We start from the raw sequence: 15,475 nt of genomic DNA on the forward strand, positions 1-15,475 counted from the left end.
AGCTGTCATGCGGCTCTGGTAGGCTTGGTGTTTTGATGCCTACCAGCCCACTTCCGTGCAACTCTCCTTGCGGCCCGCCCTTCGCTTCAACCCCTCCAGCCTCTGGCTGCCGCGACTGGCCGCGCTCGTGCTGTTCGTCGCGCTATGCGCCCTGGCTACCCGCTGGGCGCTGACCTTCAGCGCGATGCATACCATTGCCGTGCCGAACGCGGCCCGCGTGGCGCAGACCGAGGCGGTGGAGACCGGCGCGGCCGGCACGCTGTTTGGCGGCAACGCGCAGTCCGGCGTGCGCGATGTGCAGTTGATCGGGGTGGTAGCCGACATTGGCAGCGGTGCCGGGGCGGCCATTGTCTCGCTGGATGGCGGCCCGGCCAAGGCGGTGCGCGCGGGCACCGCGCTGTCGCCGCAGATCCGGCTGACGGAAGTCCGTGATCGTGGGGTTGTGATCGAGCGCAATGGCGTGCGCCAGGAAATCGCGCTGCCGGTCCCGGCCATCGTCACGCGCGGCCCCGCGGCGGCCCCGCAGCCGGCTTTGCCGGCAGGCGCGGCGGCGCCGCTATCCACGCCGATGCCGGTGCCCGCCACGCCCATCCCAGCACCGCCGCCGCAGTCCCAGGGCGGCAACGAACCTATCTCAGCTAAAGACTGATTTGTAACAGCGCTGCGCCAACTTGTTTACGTTACTTTCAGCGGTTTACGCCGGCGGTGCTTAACTGTGAGCCGCGTAACAACGTATTAGGTGGACCAACTTTCCAGCCTGGCGTGCGCTCTAATCCTTACCAGTCCACCGAGACGAAAAAGGAGCAAAGACATGCAAGGCAATCTCAAGGCACGTTCGATCCGGAATTTCATGGCCGCTTCGGCGGTGTTCCTGGCGATGGGCGGCGCAGCTTTCGCCCAGACCACTGCCCCCGCCGCGCCCGGCCCGGGACCCCAGGCGGGTATGCGCCACCATATGGAGCATGGCGGCGGCATGTGGTTCAAATCGATCGATACCGACGGCGATGGCACAATCTCCAAGGCGGAGGCCGACGCGCTCTTCAACAAGATCGACACCAATCACGACGGCAAGCTCGACAAGAGCGAACTGGCTGCCTATCACAAGACGATGATGGAGCAGCGCCGTGCCGAGATGCGGGCCGAGCTCGATGCCCGCTTCAAGGCGGCCGACAAGAATGGCGACGGTGCGCTGACCAAGGCAGAGGTGCAAGCCGGGATGCCTCACCTGGCCAAGCACTTCGATCAGCTCGACACCAACCACGACGGCAAGCTGACGCTGGACGAGATCCACGCTGGCATGCAGAAGATGCACGAGCAGCGGATGCAGCGGATGCCCCGCGGTAGCCAGTCCAACCCGGCAGCGCCGTCGAGCAGCGGTGGCTGATTAAGGCAGGATCCACGGCGCGCCGCGCCGTGGGCAGATGAAAAAAGCGCGACCGTTGCCGGCCGCGCTTTTTTTTTGCTCCGTGGCTGGCGGCTCTGGCCAGCGTTGGCACCATCCTTGCCTTCCGAACGCTCGACCTGCCGGATCAGCGGATAGTCCACGCCCCTGAAGGCCGGAATGTCCGGGGCGATCCGGCCGCATTTGCCATGGCAGTCTCTGACGCCCTGTTCCTGTGCATGGGCTGTACGCCGCGGCGGCATCTTGCACCCGGAAGGCGATCGCGCAGGGCGAAATGAAGCTGGAGGAGACAGGTCGCCATAAAAAATTGCGTACTTGTGCACGGTTTGCTAAATTTGCGCAAAAAAATTGCCGACAAACATATTGCGGAGCAACAATATCGTGAGCAAGGTGGAGCTGGACAAGATCGACAGGAAGATCCTGGAGGTGCTGCAGACCAACGGGAGGCTGACCAACCTGGAAGTGGCCGAGCGCGTGAACCTGTCACCCAGCCCGTGCCTGCGGCGCATCCGCCGGCTGGAGGAGGTTGGCGTGATCCGCCAGTACGCGGCGCTGCTGGAACCCGGCCGGATCGGGCTGGGGCTGCTGGCCTATATCAACGTACGGCTCGAGAAGCACGGGGGGGCGCCCAAGGGCAAGGCGCCGCTGGACTTGTTCCGCGCCGCCATCGAGATCTGGCCGGAAGTGGCGGCCTGCCATGCCATGACCGGAGAGATGGACCTGCTGCTCAAGGTCTACGTGGAAGACATGGAGCATTTCGCACGCTTCATGAAGGACCACTTGCTGGCCCATCCCGCGGTCATCGACGTACGATCGAGCTTCGCTCTCGAATGCATCAAGGACACCACGGCCTTGCCGGTGCCAGGGGGCTGAGGGCCTCGCGGTTATCGCCGGCACCAAAGAAAATGGCGCGCCGGGCGGGCGCGCCATGGGTACGATGCCGGCAGGCTTCGCTCAGGCGGTGTGCTTTTGCGGCACCATCGAGCGCCAGAAGCGCAGGCCGAAACGGCGCGCATCGCGCAGGTTGCGGCGCAGCATGTAATCGAGGTCGGCAACCTGCTCGTCGAGCGCCTCGGTCAGGCGGCTGACGGTATCGGCAGGCGGCAGCTCAAGGTAGGCATCGGCCTCGCCGTACGCATACTGCACCTTCATGCCGGCCTTTTTGGCAATGTGCATCATGGCGGCATTGCGCGACAGGCAGTGCATGTACAGGGTGCGCACATTGCTGTTGCGGCCGTGCATGGCCGCACGCTCGAACAGCGAGCTGCCAATGCCGCGGCCACGTGCGCTCTGCGACACGGAGACGCCGAACTCGGCAACGCGGCCCTGCGTGTTGTCGCGCAGGTTGGCAAAGTGGCCCACGCCAATCAGTTCCAGGTGCTCGTCGTACACGCCGAACACGGTGTCGTGGTCGAAATCGATGCTGTCGACGTAGGCTTCGATCACATGATCGCCAACCGACTGGCCAAAACGGAGCAGGCGATCCTCCTCGCCCAGGGCGAGGAAATGCTTCAGCAGGCGCGAGCGATGATGCGCAGCCAACTCGCGCACCAGGGTGGTGGGGCGATGCGAGGCTTGCGCTGCTGCGGCTGCACGGCGGAGATCTTCGTCGGATACGGCCCCGACGGCCTTGCTCAGTTCGAGCGGATTCACTTTGTTTTCCTTGCGACGTAATCAGGTATAAAAATAGCACTCAGCGGGTGTTCGTCCATGCACTTTCGACAAATTGGCCGGGGTACGAGGGCAAACACTATCTTGCTGCAATGCAAAAAGTATTGTAGTGGATTTGTCAGTTCCACGTAAGGTGAGCATCGCTTCAACCTTGTTCGATTTTGTAAATTCCAACTAAATATATATAAATCAATAGGTTGCGTAGTGCTTGAAGATCGCTTTCCGCCCGATGGTGTGGGTTTGCTGCAACGCCGCATATCGGTTTTCGCCGGGCCGAGGCATGGAATTGGCCCTGCTTCGCGGTGACGCAGTCCTCCTCATCTACAGATATAAGTGCTTTAAGCACATCTTTTCTAGCCTAGCGGCTACTATTGCGCAGCCGATTTCTCAGGATTTTTCGTGGACCCCAAGGCCGAGCCTCCGATTCTCGTTATCTACGCCCACCCCAGGCCGCACCTGTCGCGCGTCAATCGTCCGCTGGCGGCGGCGCTGGAAAGCCTGCCCGGCGTGACCGTGCACGATCTCTACACCAGCTATACCGACTACGACATCGACGTGGTAGCCGAGCAGCGCGCGCTCGCGCGGGCCGGCACGCTGGTGCTGCAGTTCCCGGTGCAGTGGTACAGCATGCCGGCGCTGCTCAAGCTGTGGGTGGACGATGTGCTGGAGAGCGGCTGGGCTTACGGCCCCGGCGGTACGGCGCTGCGTGGCAAGTCCATGCTGGTGGTGGCCAGCACCGGTGGCCACGCCGACTCCTACGGGCCCGACGGCACGCATGGCCACAGCATCGAGGAATACATGCTGCCGCTGGAGCAGACCGCCGTGCTGTGCGGCATGAGCTGGCTGTCGCCGCTGGTGCTGCACGATGCCAACCAGGCTGATGCCCAGGCGCTTGCCGACCATATCGGCCGGGTCACCGGTGTGCTGGGCGGCATTGCTGACGGCGCCCGTGGCATTGCCTCCAACGCCGCCGCAAGCTGAGGAACGCGCCATGGAACAACATGATTTCCTGGTGGCCCTGGTCGTCTTTCTGGTTGCCGCGGTGGTGGCGGTGCCGGTGGCGCGCCGCTTTGGCCTGGGCGCCGTACTCGGCTACCTGCTGGCCGGCGTGGCGATCGGCCCGTGGGCCCTGCGGCTGGTGACCAACGTCGAATCCATCTTGCATTTTTCCGAGTTCGGCGTGGTGCTGATGATGTTCGTGATCGGTCTGGAGCTCGAGCCCAAGAAGCTGTGGGCGCTGCGCCGCGTGATCTTTGGCTATGGCGGCGCTCAGATGGCGGCCTGCGCGATCCTGCTCGGCGGCGTCGCCGCGCTGGTCGGGGCATCGTGGCAGGTCGCGCTGGTGGCGGGCCTGGGGCTGGCGTTGTCGTCCACCGCGATCGCGCTGGCCACGCTGACCGAGCGCAATCTCTTTGGCACGCCGGCGGGCGCCGCCAGCTTCGGCATCCTGCTGTTCCAGGACATCGCCGCGATCCCGATGATCGCGCTGTTGCCGCTGCTGGCTGCCGGTGGCGCAGACGCCGGCGCGTCCGGCGCGGGGGGCTGGCTCGGGGCGGCAAAGGCGGTCGGGGTGRTCGGCGCCGTGGTGGTGGGCGGGCGTTATCTGGTCCGCCCCGCGCTGCGCTTTATCGCGCGCACCGACATGCGCGAGATGTTTACCGCCTTCGCGCTGCTGCTCGTGGTGGGCATCGCGCTGATGATGGACGCGGTGGGATTGTCGATGGCGCTGGGCACCTTCCTGGCTGGCGTGCTGCTGGCGGACTCGGAGTACCGCCATGCGCTGGAAGCCGACCTTGAGCCCTTCAAGGGCCTGCTGCTGGGCTTGTTCTTCATGGCGGTAGGCATGTCGATCGACTTCGGCGTGCTGAAGCATGCGCCGGTGCAGGTGGCGGCCCTGGTGGTTGGCTTCGTGCTGTTCAAGACGCTGGTGCTGGCCCTGCTGGCGCCGCGCTTTGGCATCGCGCGCGGCCAGTGGTTATTGTTTGCGCTGCTGATCTCACAGGGCGGAGAGTTCGCCTTCGTGGTGTTTGGCGTGGCGGGCGGCGCCGGCTTGCTGCCGGCGCGCATCGAGGCGCTGCTGGTGCTGGTGGTGGCGCTGTCGATGGTGGCCACGCCACTGCTCCTGCTGGCCTTCGACCGGCTGGTGGCGCCACGGCTGGCCCGCCTGGCGCGGCGCCCGGACGACGTGATCGCGCCGCAGGACAACCCCGTGCTGATCGCCGGCTTTGGCCGCTTTGGCCAGATCATCGGCCGCCTGCTCTATGCGCAAGGGATCGGCGTGACCGTGCTGGACCATGATCCCGACCAGATCGAGTTTCTGCGCCAGTACGATTTCAAGGTGTTCTACGGGGACGCCACGCGCATGGACCTGCTTGAATCCGCGGGCGCGGAGCGGGCCCGCATCCTGGTGGTGGCAATCGATGGCATGGAGGACAGCCTCGCGCTGATCGACAGCGTGCGGGCGCGCTTCCCGCACCTGCAGATCTACGCGCGGGCGCGCCATGTGTCGCATGTCTACCAGCTCAAGGACCGCGGCGTGCATCTGTTCGAGCGCGAAGTGTTCGAGGGYTCGCTGWTGMTGGGCCGYCGCGTGCTGGAGGGGCTGGGCTACGATCCCGTGCAGGCACGCTCAGTCGCGTTGCGCTTTCGCCGGCATAACATCGCGGCGATCGAGCGCTTCTACCCGCATTACACGGACCAGAAGAAACTGGTCTCGCTGGCGCGCCAGGCGCGCGACGAGCTGGAGGAAATGTTCCGCCAGGACCGCGATCAGCGCCGCCAGCGGGAAGAGGAAGACTGGTCCTGAGGTGCAGCGCCGGCGCTGCAATGGCGCCGGCATTGCCTATGAATATGTATATGTATTAGTCGACACCGCGCAGCCGCGCCGCGGGTTCTGCGCGGGCGCCGGGCAACCCGCCCGCCAGCAGGTCGATCACCATCTCGGCGAACTCCGCGTACGACAGCTTGCCGCCCGGCTTGAGCCAGGTGAAGGTCCAGTTGATCATGCCGAACACTGTCATCGTCAGCGCGGCCTGGTTGTCGCGGGTGACGCGCTCGGGATAGGCCCGGCGCAACTGGCGGGAGAAGGCGGCCACCACGTCGCGCTCGCGCTTGAGGATCTGGTCGCGCTGCTCCTCGGCGAGGAACTTGACGTCGTTGATCAGGGCGACATGCCGGGTCTGCGAGGTCTCGTACTCGGCCAGGAAGGCCCGGATCAGGTTGGAGAAGCTATCCAGCTCGCTGCGCCCCTGGCGTTCCGCCTCCGCCTCGACCTCGGTCACGATCAGCATCAGCCGGCGCGTGTAGCGGTCGAGCAGGTCGAACAGGATCGCCTCCTTGCTCTCGTAATAGTGATACAGCCGGGCCTTGGAGGTGCCGCAGGCGGCAGCCAGGTCGGCCATCGACGTGCTGGGGTAGCTGCTGGCGGCAAAGGCGGCGGCAGCCAGGTCCAGGATCTGCTCGCGCTGCGCCTCGAAATCGGGTGCCTTGGTACGGGCCATGGAGACCTTCGCCTTTTTTCTTTTTACTCGCCGCCGGCGGACAAGTTGCGGCGCAGCTCGCAGGTCTGCAGGGATTCGGCGTTGCCGCGCAGCACCAGCTGGCCGGCGCCGATCAGCTCGCGGCAGCGCCAGAACACAAACCAGTCGCTGGCCAGCAGGCCTTCGATGGCGCCCATCACGCCGCCCACCACTTGCGCTGCCGGCGCCCATTCCAGCGGGGCGCGCTCCAGGATCACTTCATCGACCGTGTGGTAAGCCGCGGGCACCAGCGTATTGCCCTTCCACAGGCGCACGTCGGCGTTTTCCTTGACGTTTTGCTGCCACTCATAGCCCAGCCGGCCCAGGCGCAGCACCGAGACTGGGGCGATGGTGGAGAAGCGCCGCGCCAGCCGGGCCGCGGGATACATGCCGATAGCGGCCAGGTTGCCCCGTGCGGGCGCTTCCAGCTCGCGCAGGTCCATGGCCACTTCATTGATGCGCTGGGGCGACTGGTAGAGGTGGAACACCACCCGGCGCAGCATCAGCTGGTCGGAAGCGCTCTGGCCATGCCAGATGGCAACTTCCAGCTCGTCCTTGCGCAGGCCATGCAGCTGGTCCAGCGCCTGATGCATTTCGGCTGCGAAGTCGATGTCGCTGTGCGGCGCCACGCGCTGCCAGAAACCGGAGCGGATCAGCCCGCTGCTATCGACATCGGCCAGCGGCCCGACGGCGAGATCGTCGCGGAGCACGACGACCGGGTCGGGCCTGGCGGCCTGGGCGAGGGCTTGCCGTAGCGTGTTGCCCGCTACGTCGCCGTTGACGACATGGATGTATTGCATGGGCGTGATTGTATATGGATGCGACCTGCGTAAGGCACGAAACGCGGCGGCTGAGCCGCAACGCTCGGTACGCTGGCGATCCTTCGTCCCCGGGGAAGCGGCGTTCGGCATACACAACGGAAATAGTCGGTGCCTTCGCGGTCTATATAGGTAGACCGTCCACCGTTTCGGGACGGTGGCGTCGGAGCGCTTCCGTGCATGGCGCTTGATCCTGCACAAGGCGCCGCGCCGCGTAAACGTCAACCATGGCGTTTAGCCGCAACACTTGTCTAAAGGAGGCAATCATGCCGTGTGCTCGCCTCGGGCGGGCCCGCGTCAAGGGTTTTCGGCGCTGGCTCGCTCGCTTCGGACGTCTGGCGCCATTGGCGCTAGCCGCGCTGGTAGCGTTCCAGCCACCACTTGCCGCCGCCAATGAGCTCAGCATGGTCCGGCAAGCATTCGCGCAACAGGTGTCCCGCCATCTCAGTCTCCCGGCGGCCGTCGCCGTGCGGTATGCCGGCTTGCTGGCGTCCGCGCTACAGGCAGACGGGCGGGAGGCCGATGCGGGTGACTGGGCTGTGCTGATCGATCGCAACCCGCGCGTCCAGGCCGCCATGCTGTTTGCGCGGCCCGCCGACGATGCGCCCTGGCAGTGGGTGGGCGCCGCGCCCGTCTCGACAGGCAAGCCAGGTACTTTCGATCATTTCATCACCCCGACCGGTGTATTCAGCCACAGCATGGACAACATGGATTTCCGCGCCGAGGGCACCTACAACGAAAACGGCATCCGCGGCTACGGCGTCAGCGGGATGCGCATCTATGACTTCGGCTGGGTCGATGCCCAACGGGGCTGGGGCAAGGGCGGGGAGAGCCAGATGCGCTTGCAGATGCATGCCACCGATCCGGACCGGCTTGAATCTCGGCTGGGCCACCCGGCCTCCAAGGGATGCGTGCGGATTCCCGCCGCCCTGAATCGCCTCCTTGACCACTATGGGCTGCTGGATGCCGACTACCTGGAGGCTGTGCAGCGCGGCGACTCGCTTTGGGTCCTGGCGCCGGGCCGGGCACCGGTGGCCCGGCCCGGGCGCTACCTCGTGATTGTGGACTCGGGCGCGCACGGAACGTCCGCATCGCATGGTGGCGAGTAGTATCGAATCCGGCGGAATGCAATGTCGCATCCGCCACTATCTGTTGTTCTTCTGGAGAAAATGGCAATGACGAATGCGGCTTATAAGAAGATTGTGGTGGCAGTGGACGGCAGTGCAACCTCCGACCTGGCGCTTGCCGAGACAATCCGGATCGCGGGCACCGGGGGCGCGCAAGTCCTCGCCTTGTATGTCGTGGACAACGCCCAGCTTATGTTCGATGTTGCGTATTACGACCCAACGCCCGTGCTGCAAGCGTTGGCTGACAGCGGCGAACGTGCGCTGGCGGCCGCTGCGCAACGCCTGAGCGCGCAGGGCGTGTCCCACGAAACGCGGCTGGTCACCCAGCAGGCCGTGGGGGCCGACATTGCCAGCGCAGTAAACGATGCTGCCGCCGAGTGGGGTGCAGACCTCATCGTGATCGGCACCCACGGCCGGCGTGGCGTGCGCAGGCTGGTCCTGGGCAGCGTGGCCGAGTCCGTGATCCGGCAGGCCAGCGTGCCGGTGCTCCTGGTGCGCGGTCAGGCGGCGGAAGGCTGAGCCTTCAGCCTGCGAATCGGATGTGCCCGCTGCGCAACAGGATTTCCCGCGCCTGAGTGAGTTCGAACAGGCCCTCGGCAATGTGTTCGATGCGTTGCCGGTGGCTGGTAAACGCCCGCACCAGGTCCTCCTCGCGTGGGGAGCAGGCGCCGAAATGGGTCTCGAGCGCCTCGGCCGTGATCGAATATAAGGTGGGCTGCCCGTTGACAGTGGCGGGGCAGGAGAGGGTCAGGCTAGCCGCACAGTAGGTGGGGACGCTGCGGGGAAAGGATATTTCTGGCATGGCGTGCCTCACACCGGTCACTGAGGAATGGAACCATTCTAGGAGATGGTTCCGATCCGTGATGAACGCAGAGTGCTGGGCTTTGACCGTCATCAACCCGGATAGGGCAAATGCGGCTCGTTAGGCTTGGGCTGGCCGCCAGCCAGCCGGTGCACGGAGGCTACGGCTGAGTGGGTGGCGTTGATCTGGGCCGAGGCGTAGCCGGCCTGTTCAACCAGAAACCGGTCCAGCGGCGCAGCGGAATCGGGCAGGAACCCGCTTGCTAGCGGAGTCACGCCTTCGCCGGGGTTGGCTGCCAGGTCGGACAGCTGTGCGGCGAGGCCTTGCAGGACGGCCTGCGTGGCCGGTTCCGGCTGGCTTTTGCCCGCTTCGGCCTCCAGCCCGGCGCGCACCAGGCCAGCCAGCGCTGCCATGCGCCGCAAGGCCAGGTGCAGCTGGGTGTACTCGCGGGCTAGCTCTGGCGCGAGCTCTGCCAAGCCCTGTTGCAAGGTTTGATCCGCCCGGCTGGAGGTACGCCCGGCCGCCATGCGCAAGGCTTCCAGCCGTGTCTGCGTCGGCGCGGGCGAGCGGGTGGGCGAGGTTGTGAACGCGCTGGCGCCGGCGAATGCTGCCCGCAGGTACGCTGTGTTTGCCGCCAGGGCGTCGAGGCTATGGCGATAAACCCGCGACAGCTCGGCCCGCGGCGCAAGCACATAGTAGGTGGCCAGGGCGATCAGGCAGCCCAGCGCCGTGTCGATGCCCCGCAGCGCGGCAAAGTGGCTGCTGTCCGCCGCTGGGGCCCCGACCCACGAGAACAGGATCACCGCGGGCGTCAGGCACATCGCGAACGCACCGGGACTGCCTGCGAGCCGGCACGTGTAGGCGGCCGCCAGGCAGGCCGCGCTGATTGCCAGGGCCAGCGGCGCCGGTGGGTGAGCCAGGCCGATGGCACAGGCCAGCAGCGCGCCGGCCAGGGAACCCGCGAAGCGCAGGAACGAGATCCTGCGCGTGGTTTGCAGCTGGGGGCTAAGCACCATAATGACGGTGACCGCCACCCAGTATCCGTGATCGACTCTCCAGAACTGAGCCGGCATCAGGCTCAGGCCGCCAGCCAGCGCCAGCCGCACCGCATGGCGGGCCACGCGGGCATCGCGGGCGGTGTGCTCCGCAACCACGGCGCGCCAGCGTTGCCATGTCCGGCGCATGGCGCGCCGCGGCCAACGGTACTCGCGGCGCCAGTCGCCGAAGGCTGGATAGCGGGCCAGTGCGCTCAGCGCAGCCTGGTACAACGGCGGCGCCCCGGCATTGGCCAGCGGTGCATGCAGGCGGCGCAGTTCGCCAGCCAGCGCCGCGCATAGCGACGGCAGGTCAGGCGCGTGATGGGCCAGACCTTCGCAGACCTGCTCCCGGACATCGGTGACGCAGCGCAGCAAGTGGCGCAGCGGCAGGTGCTCCGCACTGCCCGCGCCATCGGCCCGGCTGCGCAGTTCGGCGGCAACGATCAACAGGGCGAACATGGCATCGGCCAGGCTCACCACATAGGCGTAGTGCATCAGCCCAAGCGGGTCCCGCAGGCTGCGCCGCATGTTGATCGCCTGATGCGCCGCCTCGATACGCTCGCGGATGTCGCGCTTGATGGCCGTCGCATCGCCCACGGGCGCATCGGCCGCCAGATCGGAGGCAAAACGCAGCAACGCATCGAACACCGCCAGTATCTCGGCGCGCGGCCGCGTGTCGCGAGCGGATCGGATCAGGGCCAGGCTGACGACGCAGGCGAAGATTCCGCCGAGCAGGAATTCCTGGCTGCGGGCCAACACACGCATGGCCAGTTCGGCCTCGCCCGCTGGTTGCAGGCAGGAGGCGATCAGCACCACATAGAGCAGCTTGGCCGACAGCGCGGGCACGGGGCCGCGGGTCTCGGTCAGCCCGGCGGCCAGCCCGGCGAAAAGCACCACGGCGAGCGCCGTCCATGGCGTCACCGCCGCAGCGGTGCCCAGGGCACATGCGGCCGCGCCGCCAATGCCGACTGAGCCCAGTGCCGCCAACCGTTCGGCGGCGGTGCCGCGGCGGTCGGCCAGGCAGGTCCAGATCGAAGCCGTTGCCGCCCACAGATAGCCCGCTTCCCCGGTGAGCCATCCCGTGCCGGCCAGGACCAGGAACGAGAAGGCGTAGACCAGGCCTCTTTGCAACATCGAGGCATCGGGGCGGGGTAGGCGCAGCGCGGAAATCATGTCAGCAAGGAGGATGGGCGCTGCGAGGCGGAGATCCGCCCTGCCAGGCGCAAGGGACAGGCTGACTCTACGGGATCRCATGTTGCATCGCAACATTCCGCGCGAAATTCGGGGTTTTACACCGGAGCGGTGCGGTTTGGCCTTCTCATGGTGCAGCGCCTGGGCTGCTTTGGTGCGCCGGGCAGGATCGGCTGCTGGCTTTGCCGTGAGCCGCCACAGCAAGGGAAAACCATGCGGACTGGTTAAACGCGGGCAAAAAAAACCCGCGCAGTTTCGTGCGCGGGCTGGAATCCACCGAGGTGGTGGAGGAGACAGACTCCACTATATATGATTTGTTGCGTCGCACCAAGCGGCATGCAGGTCAAGCGTGTCTGACTTCACAAACATGTTGTATGTGAGCAACAAAGTAGCGGCGCAATGCATTGAAAGTTGGTTTTCTCTCTCTTTTTGTCCTGTTTTCATCGAGCGTTTGTTGACGATTCGCCGGCTTTTGTCGCGACACGGCGTGCCCGTTTCAGCGGAAGAACAGGTAGGCGATGCCGACCGCGGCGCACAATCCCACAAGATCGGCGAACAGAGCACAGGCAAGCGCATGCCGCGTGTTGCGGATGTTGACGCTGCCGAAGTACACGGCGAGCACATAAAAGGTGGTTTCGGTCGAGCCCTGGATGATCGCGGCGAGCTTGCCCTGGAAGGAGTCGACGCCATAGGTGCTCATGACGTCGATCATCAGCCCGCGGGCGCCCGCGCCAGACAGGATTTTCATCAACCCGACCGGCAGCGCGGGGACGAAGGCGGTGTCGAGGCCCAGCCAGGCAAAAGCGGTGCTCAGGCCCCGCATCAGGACATCCATGCAGCCGGTCACCCGAAACAGCCCGATCGCCACCAGAATTGCCACCAGATAGGGAATGATCTGCACAGCGACGCCGAAGCCTTCCTTGGCGCCGTCGATAAAGGCCTCGTAGACGTTAATGCCGCGTACGGCGCCGCAAATCAGGAAGACCACAATCAACGTCAGTATGAAGCCGCTGCCAGCCAGCGCGGTGGCGGTGCTCACTTGTTCCGGGGGCGCGTGCCGCAGCCAGAGGAAGACTCCGCCGACAGCCGCCGCCAGCAGCCCAAAGGCGGCCAGCACGGCTGGCTTGAGCACGTTGAGCCGCTGCGCCCAAGCCACTGCCAGCAAGCCGGCAACGCAGGACACGCAGGTGGCGAGCAGGGTAGGAAGGAAGATATCCGCGGCATTGAACCCGACCAGGCCTTGCTTGACGGCAATCGCTTGCCGCATGGCGATCACCGAGGTCGGGATCAGCGTCAAGCCAGCCGTGTTCAGCACGATGAACATGATCTGCGCGTTGCTGGCTGTGTCAGCGCGCGGATTGAGTGACTGCAGCTCCCGCATGGCATTGAGGCCGAGCGGCGTCGCCGCATTGTCGAGCCCCAGCATATTGGCCGACACATTCATCATCATCGCGCCCTGGGCCGGGTGGCCCTGAGGAACGCCGGGGAAGAAGTGGCGCAAAAGCGGATTGACCGCCCGCGCAAAGACGTCGACTACGCCGGCGCGTTCGCCAATGCGCATGATGCCCAGCCACAAGCTCATGACGCCCGCCAGGCCAAGGGAAATCTCGAACGCCGTGCGTGCGTTGTCGAACAGGCTCGCGAGCATCGCCGGAAACACCGCGGTATCGCCTGTCGCCACACGAATGCAGGCGACGATGAAGGCGAGCAGGAAGAAGGAGAGCCAGACCAGGTTAAGAGCCATCGGCGAATCGCGGGCGGGGTTTGTGAGAGGCTACGCATCATAGCCTGCCGGACCCGTGCCCACGGCACATGGGCGGCGCGTTGTGCCAGGGTTGGCGCGCCCTGATGTGAGCCTTGGCATTGGCAATGTGTGTAGCGCAAAAACCGTAGTGCGCCGGTATACAATGCGGACAATGCCGCCGCGGTCGCATTGCCCCTCAGCCTTCCGGGCCAGCGCCGCGGTCCCTGATCCCTTTGACACTCGTTCGCGATGGCTCGCCCGTGCGCCACCCCCGAGGACAGTGTCTCGCCGACCCAAGCCAGAATCTATGTCCGACGCCCATGGTACCGAACACGCACTTCCTGGTTCGGATTCCGCCGGCGCCAGTCTTGGCGCCCAGCACTCCCCATTGTTTGCCCTGGTGACCGATACGTTGCGTGAGCGCATCCTCGGCGGGCAGTACAACCAAGGCGAGCGCCTGGTCGAGAACAAGCTTTCCACTGAACTTGGCGTGTCGCGCATCCCCGTGCGGGAAGCGCTGCGCGCGCTTGCTGCCGAAGGCCTGGTGCGCATCGAGCCCCGGCGGGGCGCCTCGGTGGCGACGCTGTCGCCGAACATCGCCAAGGAAATGGTTGAAGTGCGGGCCACCCTGGAGGGGCTCAACGCCAAGCTGGCTGCCCAGCGCCGTGATCCTGCCCTGATCGCCGAGCTCAGCGAAGTGCTGCGCCAGGGCACCGAGGCCGCCGCGAGCGGACGCTCGGAGCGCTTCATCGAATTGAACACCCGCTTCCATGAGGTGCTGGGCAATATCGCGGCCAATAGCGTGCTGCAGGATATGGTGCGTACGCTCAGGGAGCGCACGGGCCTGCTGTTCGCACCGGCCAACGTGACGCGTGCCCGGCAGAACTGGGAAGAGCATGCGCAGATCCTGCAGGCCGTCATCGCCGGCGATGCGGATCTGGCGGCGCTGTTGGCGACGCGGCACGTCTATAGCGCCGCCAAGGCAGCCGAAGATGTGGCCGAGGCCGGCGTCACAGGTTCCTGAGCGCTGGTAGATAGTATTCGATATACGAAAGCGATCCCGCACCAGGTCAAGTTATCAACCGCCGCCGCCATGACGCTGCTTTTCTTTGATTTCATTGATATTTTTTGGCGTTCCGGCAGCAACCCAATACCCCGGAATGGGGCGTTTGCAAGCCTCAACATGACGCGGTGCACCAAAATTCGGTATACTGTCAATCCTGATGAACCACAATAGGGATTGACCATGGACTACTCGACGCCCGCTTATTTCCGGCAGTCGGTTGGCGAGCAGCTGCTGGCCCACTATGCCGAGCGCGACGCTGTGCGCCATCGCACCCCGCTCCTGCCTATCCGCTGGCCAAGCCTGCGTCCCTTGTTCCGCCGCCAGTGCGTGCGCGACCAGAAGGCGGTTTGAGCGCACCGCCTAAGTGAGCGCGGCTCCGCGCGCCGCCAGCAGGGCGCGCAATATAGAGCGGTGGCATCTTTCCTCGTGTTCGCAATAACAGCCAATCGAGAAATTCGTTTGCTGTGACATCGCGGCCAGCAGATCCAATGTCCTGCTGGCTTCCGGGCGCGCCATTTCCGCACGAAAGTGCCGCTCGAATGCCCGCCATGCCTTTTCATCCCCTGCGGCCTGTATATCCAGGGCCTGTGCAACCAGTTCGGCGGAGGGCGACAGGTTCGGAAACCACACATCGTAGTAGTCCCGCTTGGCGAACTCGGCTTTCGGCACGCCCCGGGGCGGCCTGCGTACGGTGCCGATGCGGATTCCCTCGTCGGGCTGTCGGGGCGAGCCGAGCTTCACGATGCGAATGGTCATGCAAGTTCCTCCTTCTATATAGAGTGCCCCGCGGGTGTAGCGGACTTCGTCGTGTGCCGCCCGGGCTTGTCCTGCGGCCATAGTTTGCCGCAGCCAGGTGGCTGCCGGCTAGCGCCGTGGCTCGGCGGTGCCAACAGGCCTCCATAAGTCTTTCGCGGCACTTTTCTGTTGATGCCAGAATCATTTCAGAAAATGCTTGCCAAGGCCGAGGGGGTCCCCTATGATTCGCCCCCTCGCAACACGAAACGCCGCTGCAAAGCAGACGGGACAAGGGTTGCGGGGTTGGCGGGGTGGTTGGCGGCGCGCACGGCGCAGCGAGCTGAAGGAAAAAAACCTGTTGACG

The 15,475-nt window shown here is 65.3% G+C and carries 16 protein-coding genes; 9 read left to right on the top strand and 7 right to left on the bottom strand.

Translation table 11 applies throughout. The features are described 5' to 3' along the window. The first annotated feature begins 55 nt into the window (after window positions 1-55). From AC1DQR_RS35940 to AC1DQR_RS35950, 3 genes are all read left to right on the top strand, one after another. Window positions 56-649, top strand: a complete 594-nt coding sequence (locus AC1DQR_RS35940) for a type II secretion system protein N (RefSeq protein WP_416049872.1) — start codon at window positions 56-58, stop codon at window positions 647-649. Window positions 650-811: 162 nt separating this feature from the next. Continuing rightward, the gene (locus AC1DQR_RS35945; RefSeq protein WP_416049871.1) at window positions 812-1,384 is read left to right on the top strand and encodes an EF-hand domain-containing protein; all 573 of its coding nucleotides are present in this window, start codon (window positions 812-814) and stop codon (window positions 1,382-1,384) included. A gap of 399 nt (window positions 1,385-1,783) precedes the next feature. Further along, window positions 1,784-2,275 (top strand): Lrp/AsnC family transcriptional regulator, encoded by a 492-nt coding sequence (locus tag AC1DQR_RS35950; RefSeq protein ID WP_043352404.1) that lies wholly within the window; start codon window positions 1,784-1,786, stop codon window positions 2,273-2,275. Window positions 2,276-2,356: 81 nt separating this feature from the next. Here AC1DQR_RS35950 and AC1DQR_RS35955 read toward each other — a convergent pair whose 3' ends face one another. After that, entirely contained in the window at window positions 2,357-3,055 is a 699-nt protein-coding gene (locus AC1DQR_RS35955; RefSeq protein ID WP_150991152.1) for a GNAT family N-acetyltransferase, read from the bottom strand. A 417-nt stretch (window positions 3,056-3,472) separates the two neighbouring features. Here AC1DQR_RS35955 and kefF point away from each other — a divergent pair, with 417 nt between their 5' ends. Both kefF and kefC read left to right on the top strand, forming a co-directional pair. Beyond that, a complete protein-coding gene (gene kefF, locus AC1DQR_RS35960) occupies window positions 3,473-4,054 on the top strand; it encodes a glutathione-regulated potassium-efflux system oxidoreductase KefF (protein ID WP_416049870.1) in 582 nt (193 codons plus the stop codon). Window positions 4,055-4,064: 10 nt separating this feature from the next. Next, complete coding sequence (kefC, locus tag AC1DQR_RS35965; protein ID WP_477134759.1) at window positions 4,065-5,879, top strand: glutathione-regulated potassium-efflux system protein KefC; 1,815 nt, start codon at window positions 4,065-4,067, stop codon at window positions 5,877-5,879. Window positions 5,880-5,934: 55 nt separating this feature from the next. Here kefC and AC1DQR_RS35970 read toward each other — a convergent pair whose 3' ends face one another. Then, on the bottom strand, window positions 5,935-6,573 hold the full coding sequence (locus AC1DQR_RS35970; RefSeq protein WP_416049868.1) for a TetR/AcrR family transcriptional regulator: 639 nt from the start codon (window positions 6,571-6,573) through the stop codon (window positions 5,935-5,937). Between the two features lie 23 nt (window positions 6,574-6,596). Next, window positions 6,597-7,391, bottom strand: coding sequence for a DUF1835 domain-containing protein (locus AC1DQR_RS35975; protein WP_043350404.1), 795 nt, complete (start codon window positions 7,389-7,391; stop codon window positions 6,597-6,599). Between the two features lie 284 nt (window positions 7,392-7,675). On the opposite strand from AC1DQR_RS35975, the gene AC1DQR_RS35980 reads away from it, so the two are divergent. Together AC1DQR_RS35980 and AC1DQR_RS35985 are read left to right on the top strand one after the other, a co-directional pair. Next, window positions 7,676-8,518, top strand: coding sequence for a L,D-transpeptidase (locus AC1DQR_RS35980; protein ID WP_416049867.1), 843 nt, complete (start codon window positions 7,676-7,678; stop codon window positions 8,516-8,518). A gap of 66 nt (window positions 8,519-8,584) precedes the next feature. Then, window positions 8,585-9,055 (top strand): universal stress protein, encoded by a 471-nt coding sequence (locus AC1DQR_RS35985; RefSeq protein WP_477134760.1) that lies wholly within the window; start codon window positions 8,585-8,587, stop codon window positions 9,053-9,055. 4 nt (window positions 9,056-9,059) lie between these two features. Here AC1DQR_RS35985 and AC1DQR_RS35990 read toward each other — a convergent pair whose 3' ends face one another. The 3 genes from AC1DQR_RS35990 to AC1DQR_RS36000 all read right to left on the bottom strand — a co-directional run bounded on the left by AC1DQR_RS35990 (window position 9,060) and on the right by AC1DQR_RS36000 (window position 13,310). After that, window positions 9,060-9,338 (bottom strand): DUF1488 family protein, encoded by a 279-nt coding sequence (locus AC1DQR_RS35990; RefSeq protein WP_416049865.1) that lies wholly within the window; start codon window positions 9,336-9,338, stop codon window positions 9,060-9,062. 92 nt (window positions 9,339-9,430) lie between these two features. Next, window positions 9,431-11,509, bottom strand: a complete 2,079-nt coding sequence (locus tag AC1DQR_RS35995) for an FUSC family protein (protein WP_477134761.1) — start codon at window positions 11,507-11,509, stop codon at window positions 9,431-9,433. 553 nt (window positions 11,510-12,062) lie between these two features. Further along, on the bottom strand, window positions 12,063-13,310 hold the full coding sequence (locus AC1DQR_RS36000) for a nucleoside recognition domain-containing protein (protein WP_416049863.1): 1,248 nt from the start codon (window positions 13,308-13,310) through the stop codon (window positions 12,063-12,065). 307 nt (window positions 13,311-13,617) lie between these two features. On the opposite strand from AC1DQR_RS36000, the gene AC1DQR_RS36005 reads away from it, so the two are divergent. Together AC1DQR_RS36005 and AC1DQR_RS36010 are read left to right on the top strand one after the other, a co-directional pair. Further along, on the top strand, window positions 13,618-14,334 hold the full coding sequence (locus AC1DQR_RS36005; protein ID WP_416049862.1) for a GntR family transcriptional regulator: 717 nt from the start codon (window positions 13,618-13,620) through the stop codon (window positions 14,332-14,334). Window positions 14,335-14,556: 222 nt separating this feature from the next. Next, window positions 14,557-14,727: a hypothetical protein gene (locus AC1DQR_RS36010; RefSeq protein ID WP_477134762.1), complete on the top strand. Its 171-nt coding sequence runs from the start codon at window positions 14,557-14,559 to the stop codon at window positions 14,725-14,727. 9 nt (window positions 14,728-14,736) lie between these two features. On the opposite strand, the gene AC1DQR_RS36015 is transcribed toward AC1DQR_RS36010, so the two are convergent. Then, on the bottom strand, window positions 14,737-15,132 hold the full coding sequence (locus tag AC1DQR_RS36015; RefSeq protein WP_416049860.1) for a DUF488 domain-containing protein: 396 nt from the start codon (window positions 15,130-15,132) through the stop codon (window positions 14,737-14,739). Window positions 15,133-15,475: the final 343 nt, after the last annotated feature.

Source organism: Cupriavidus sp. 05L411 (assembly GCF_056398045.1).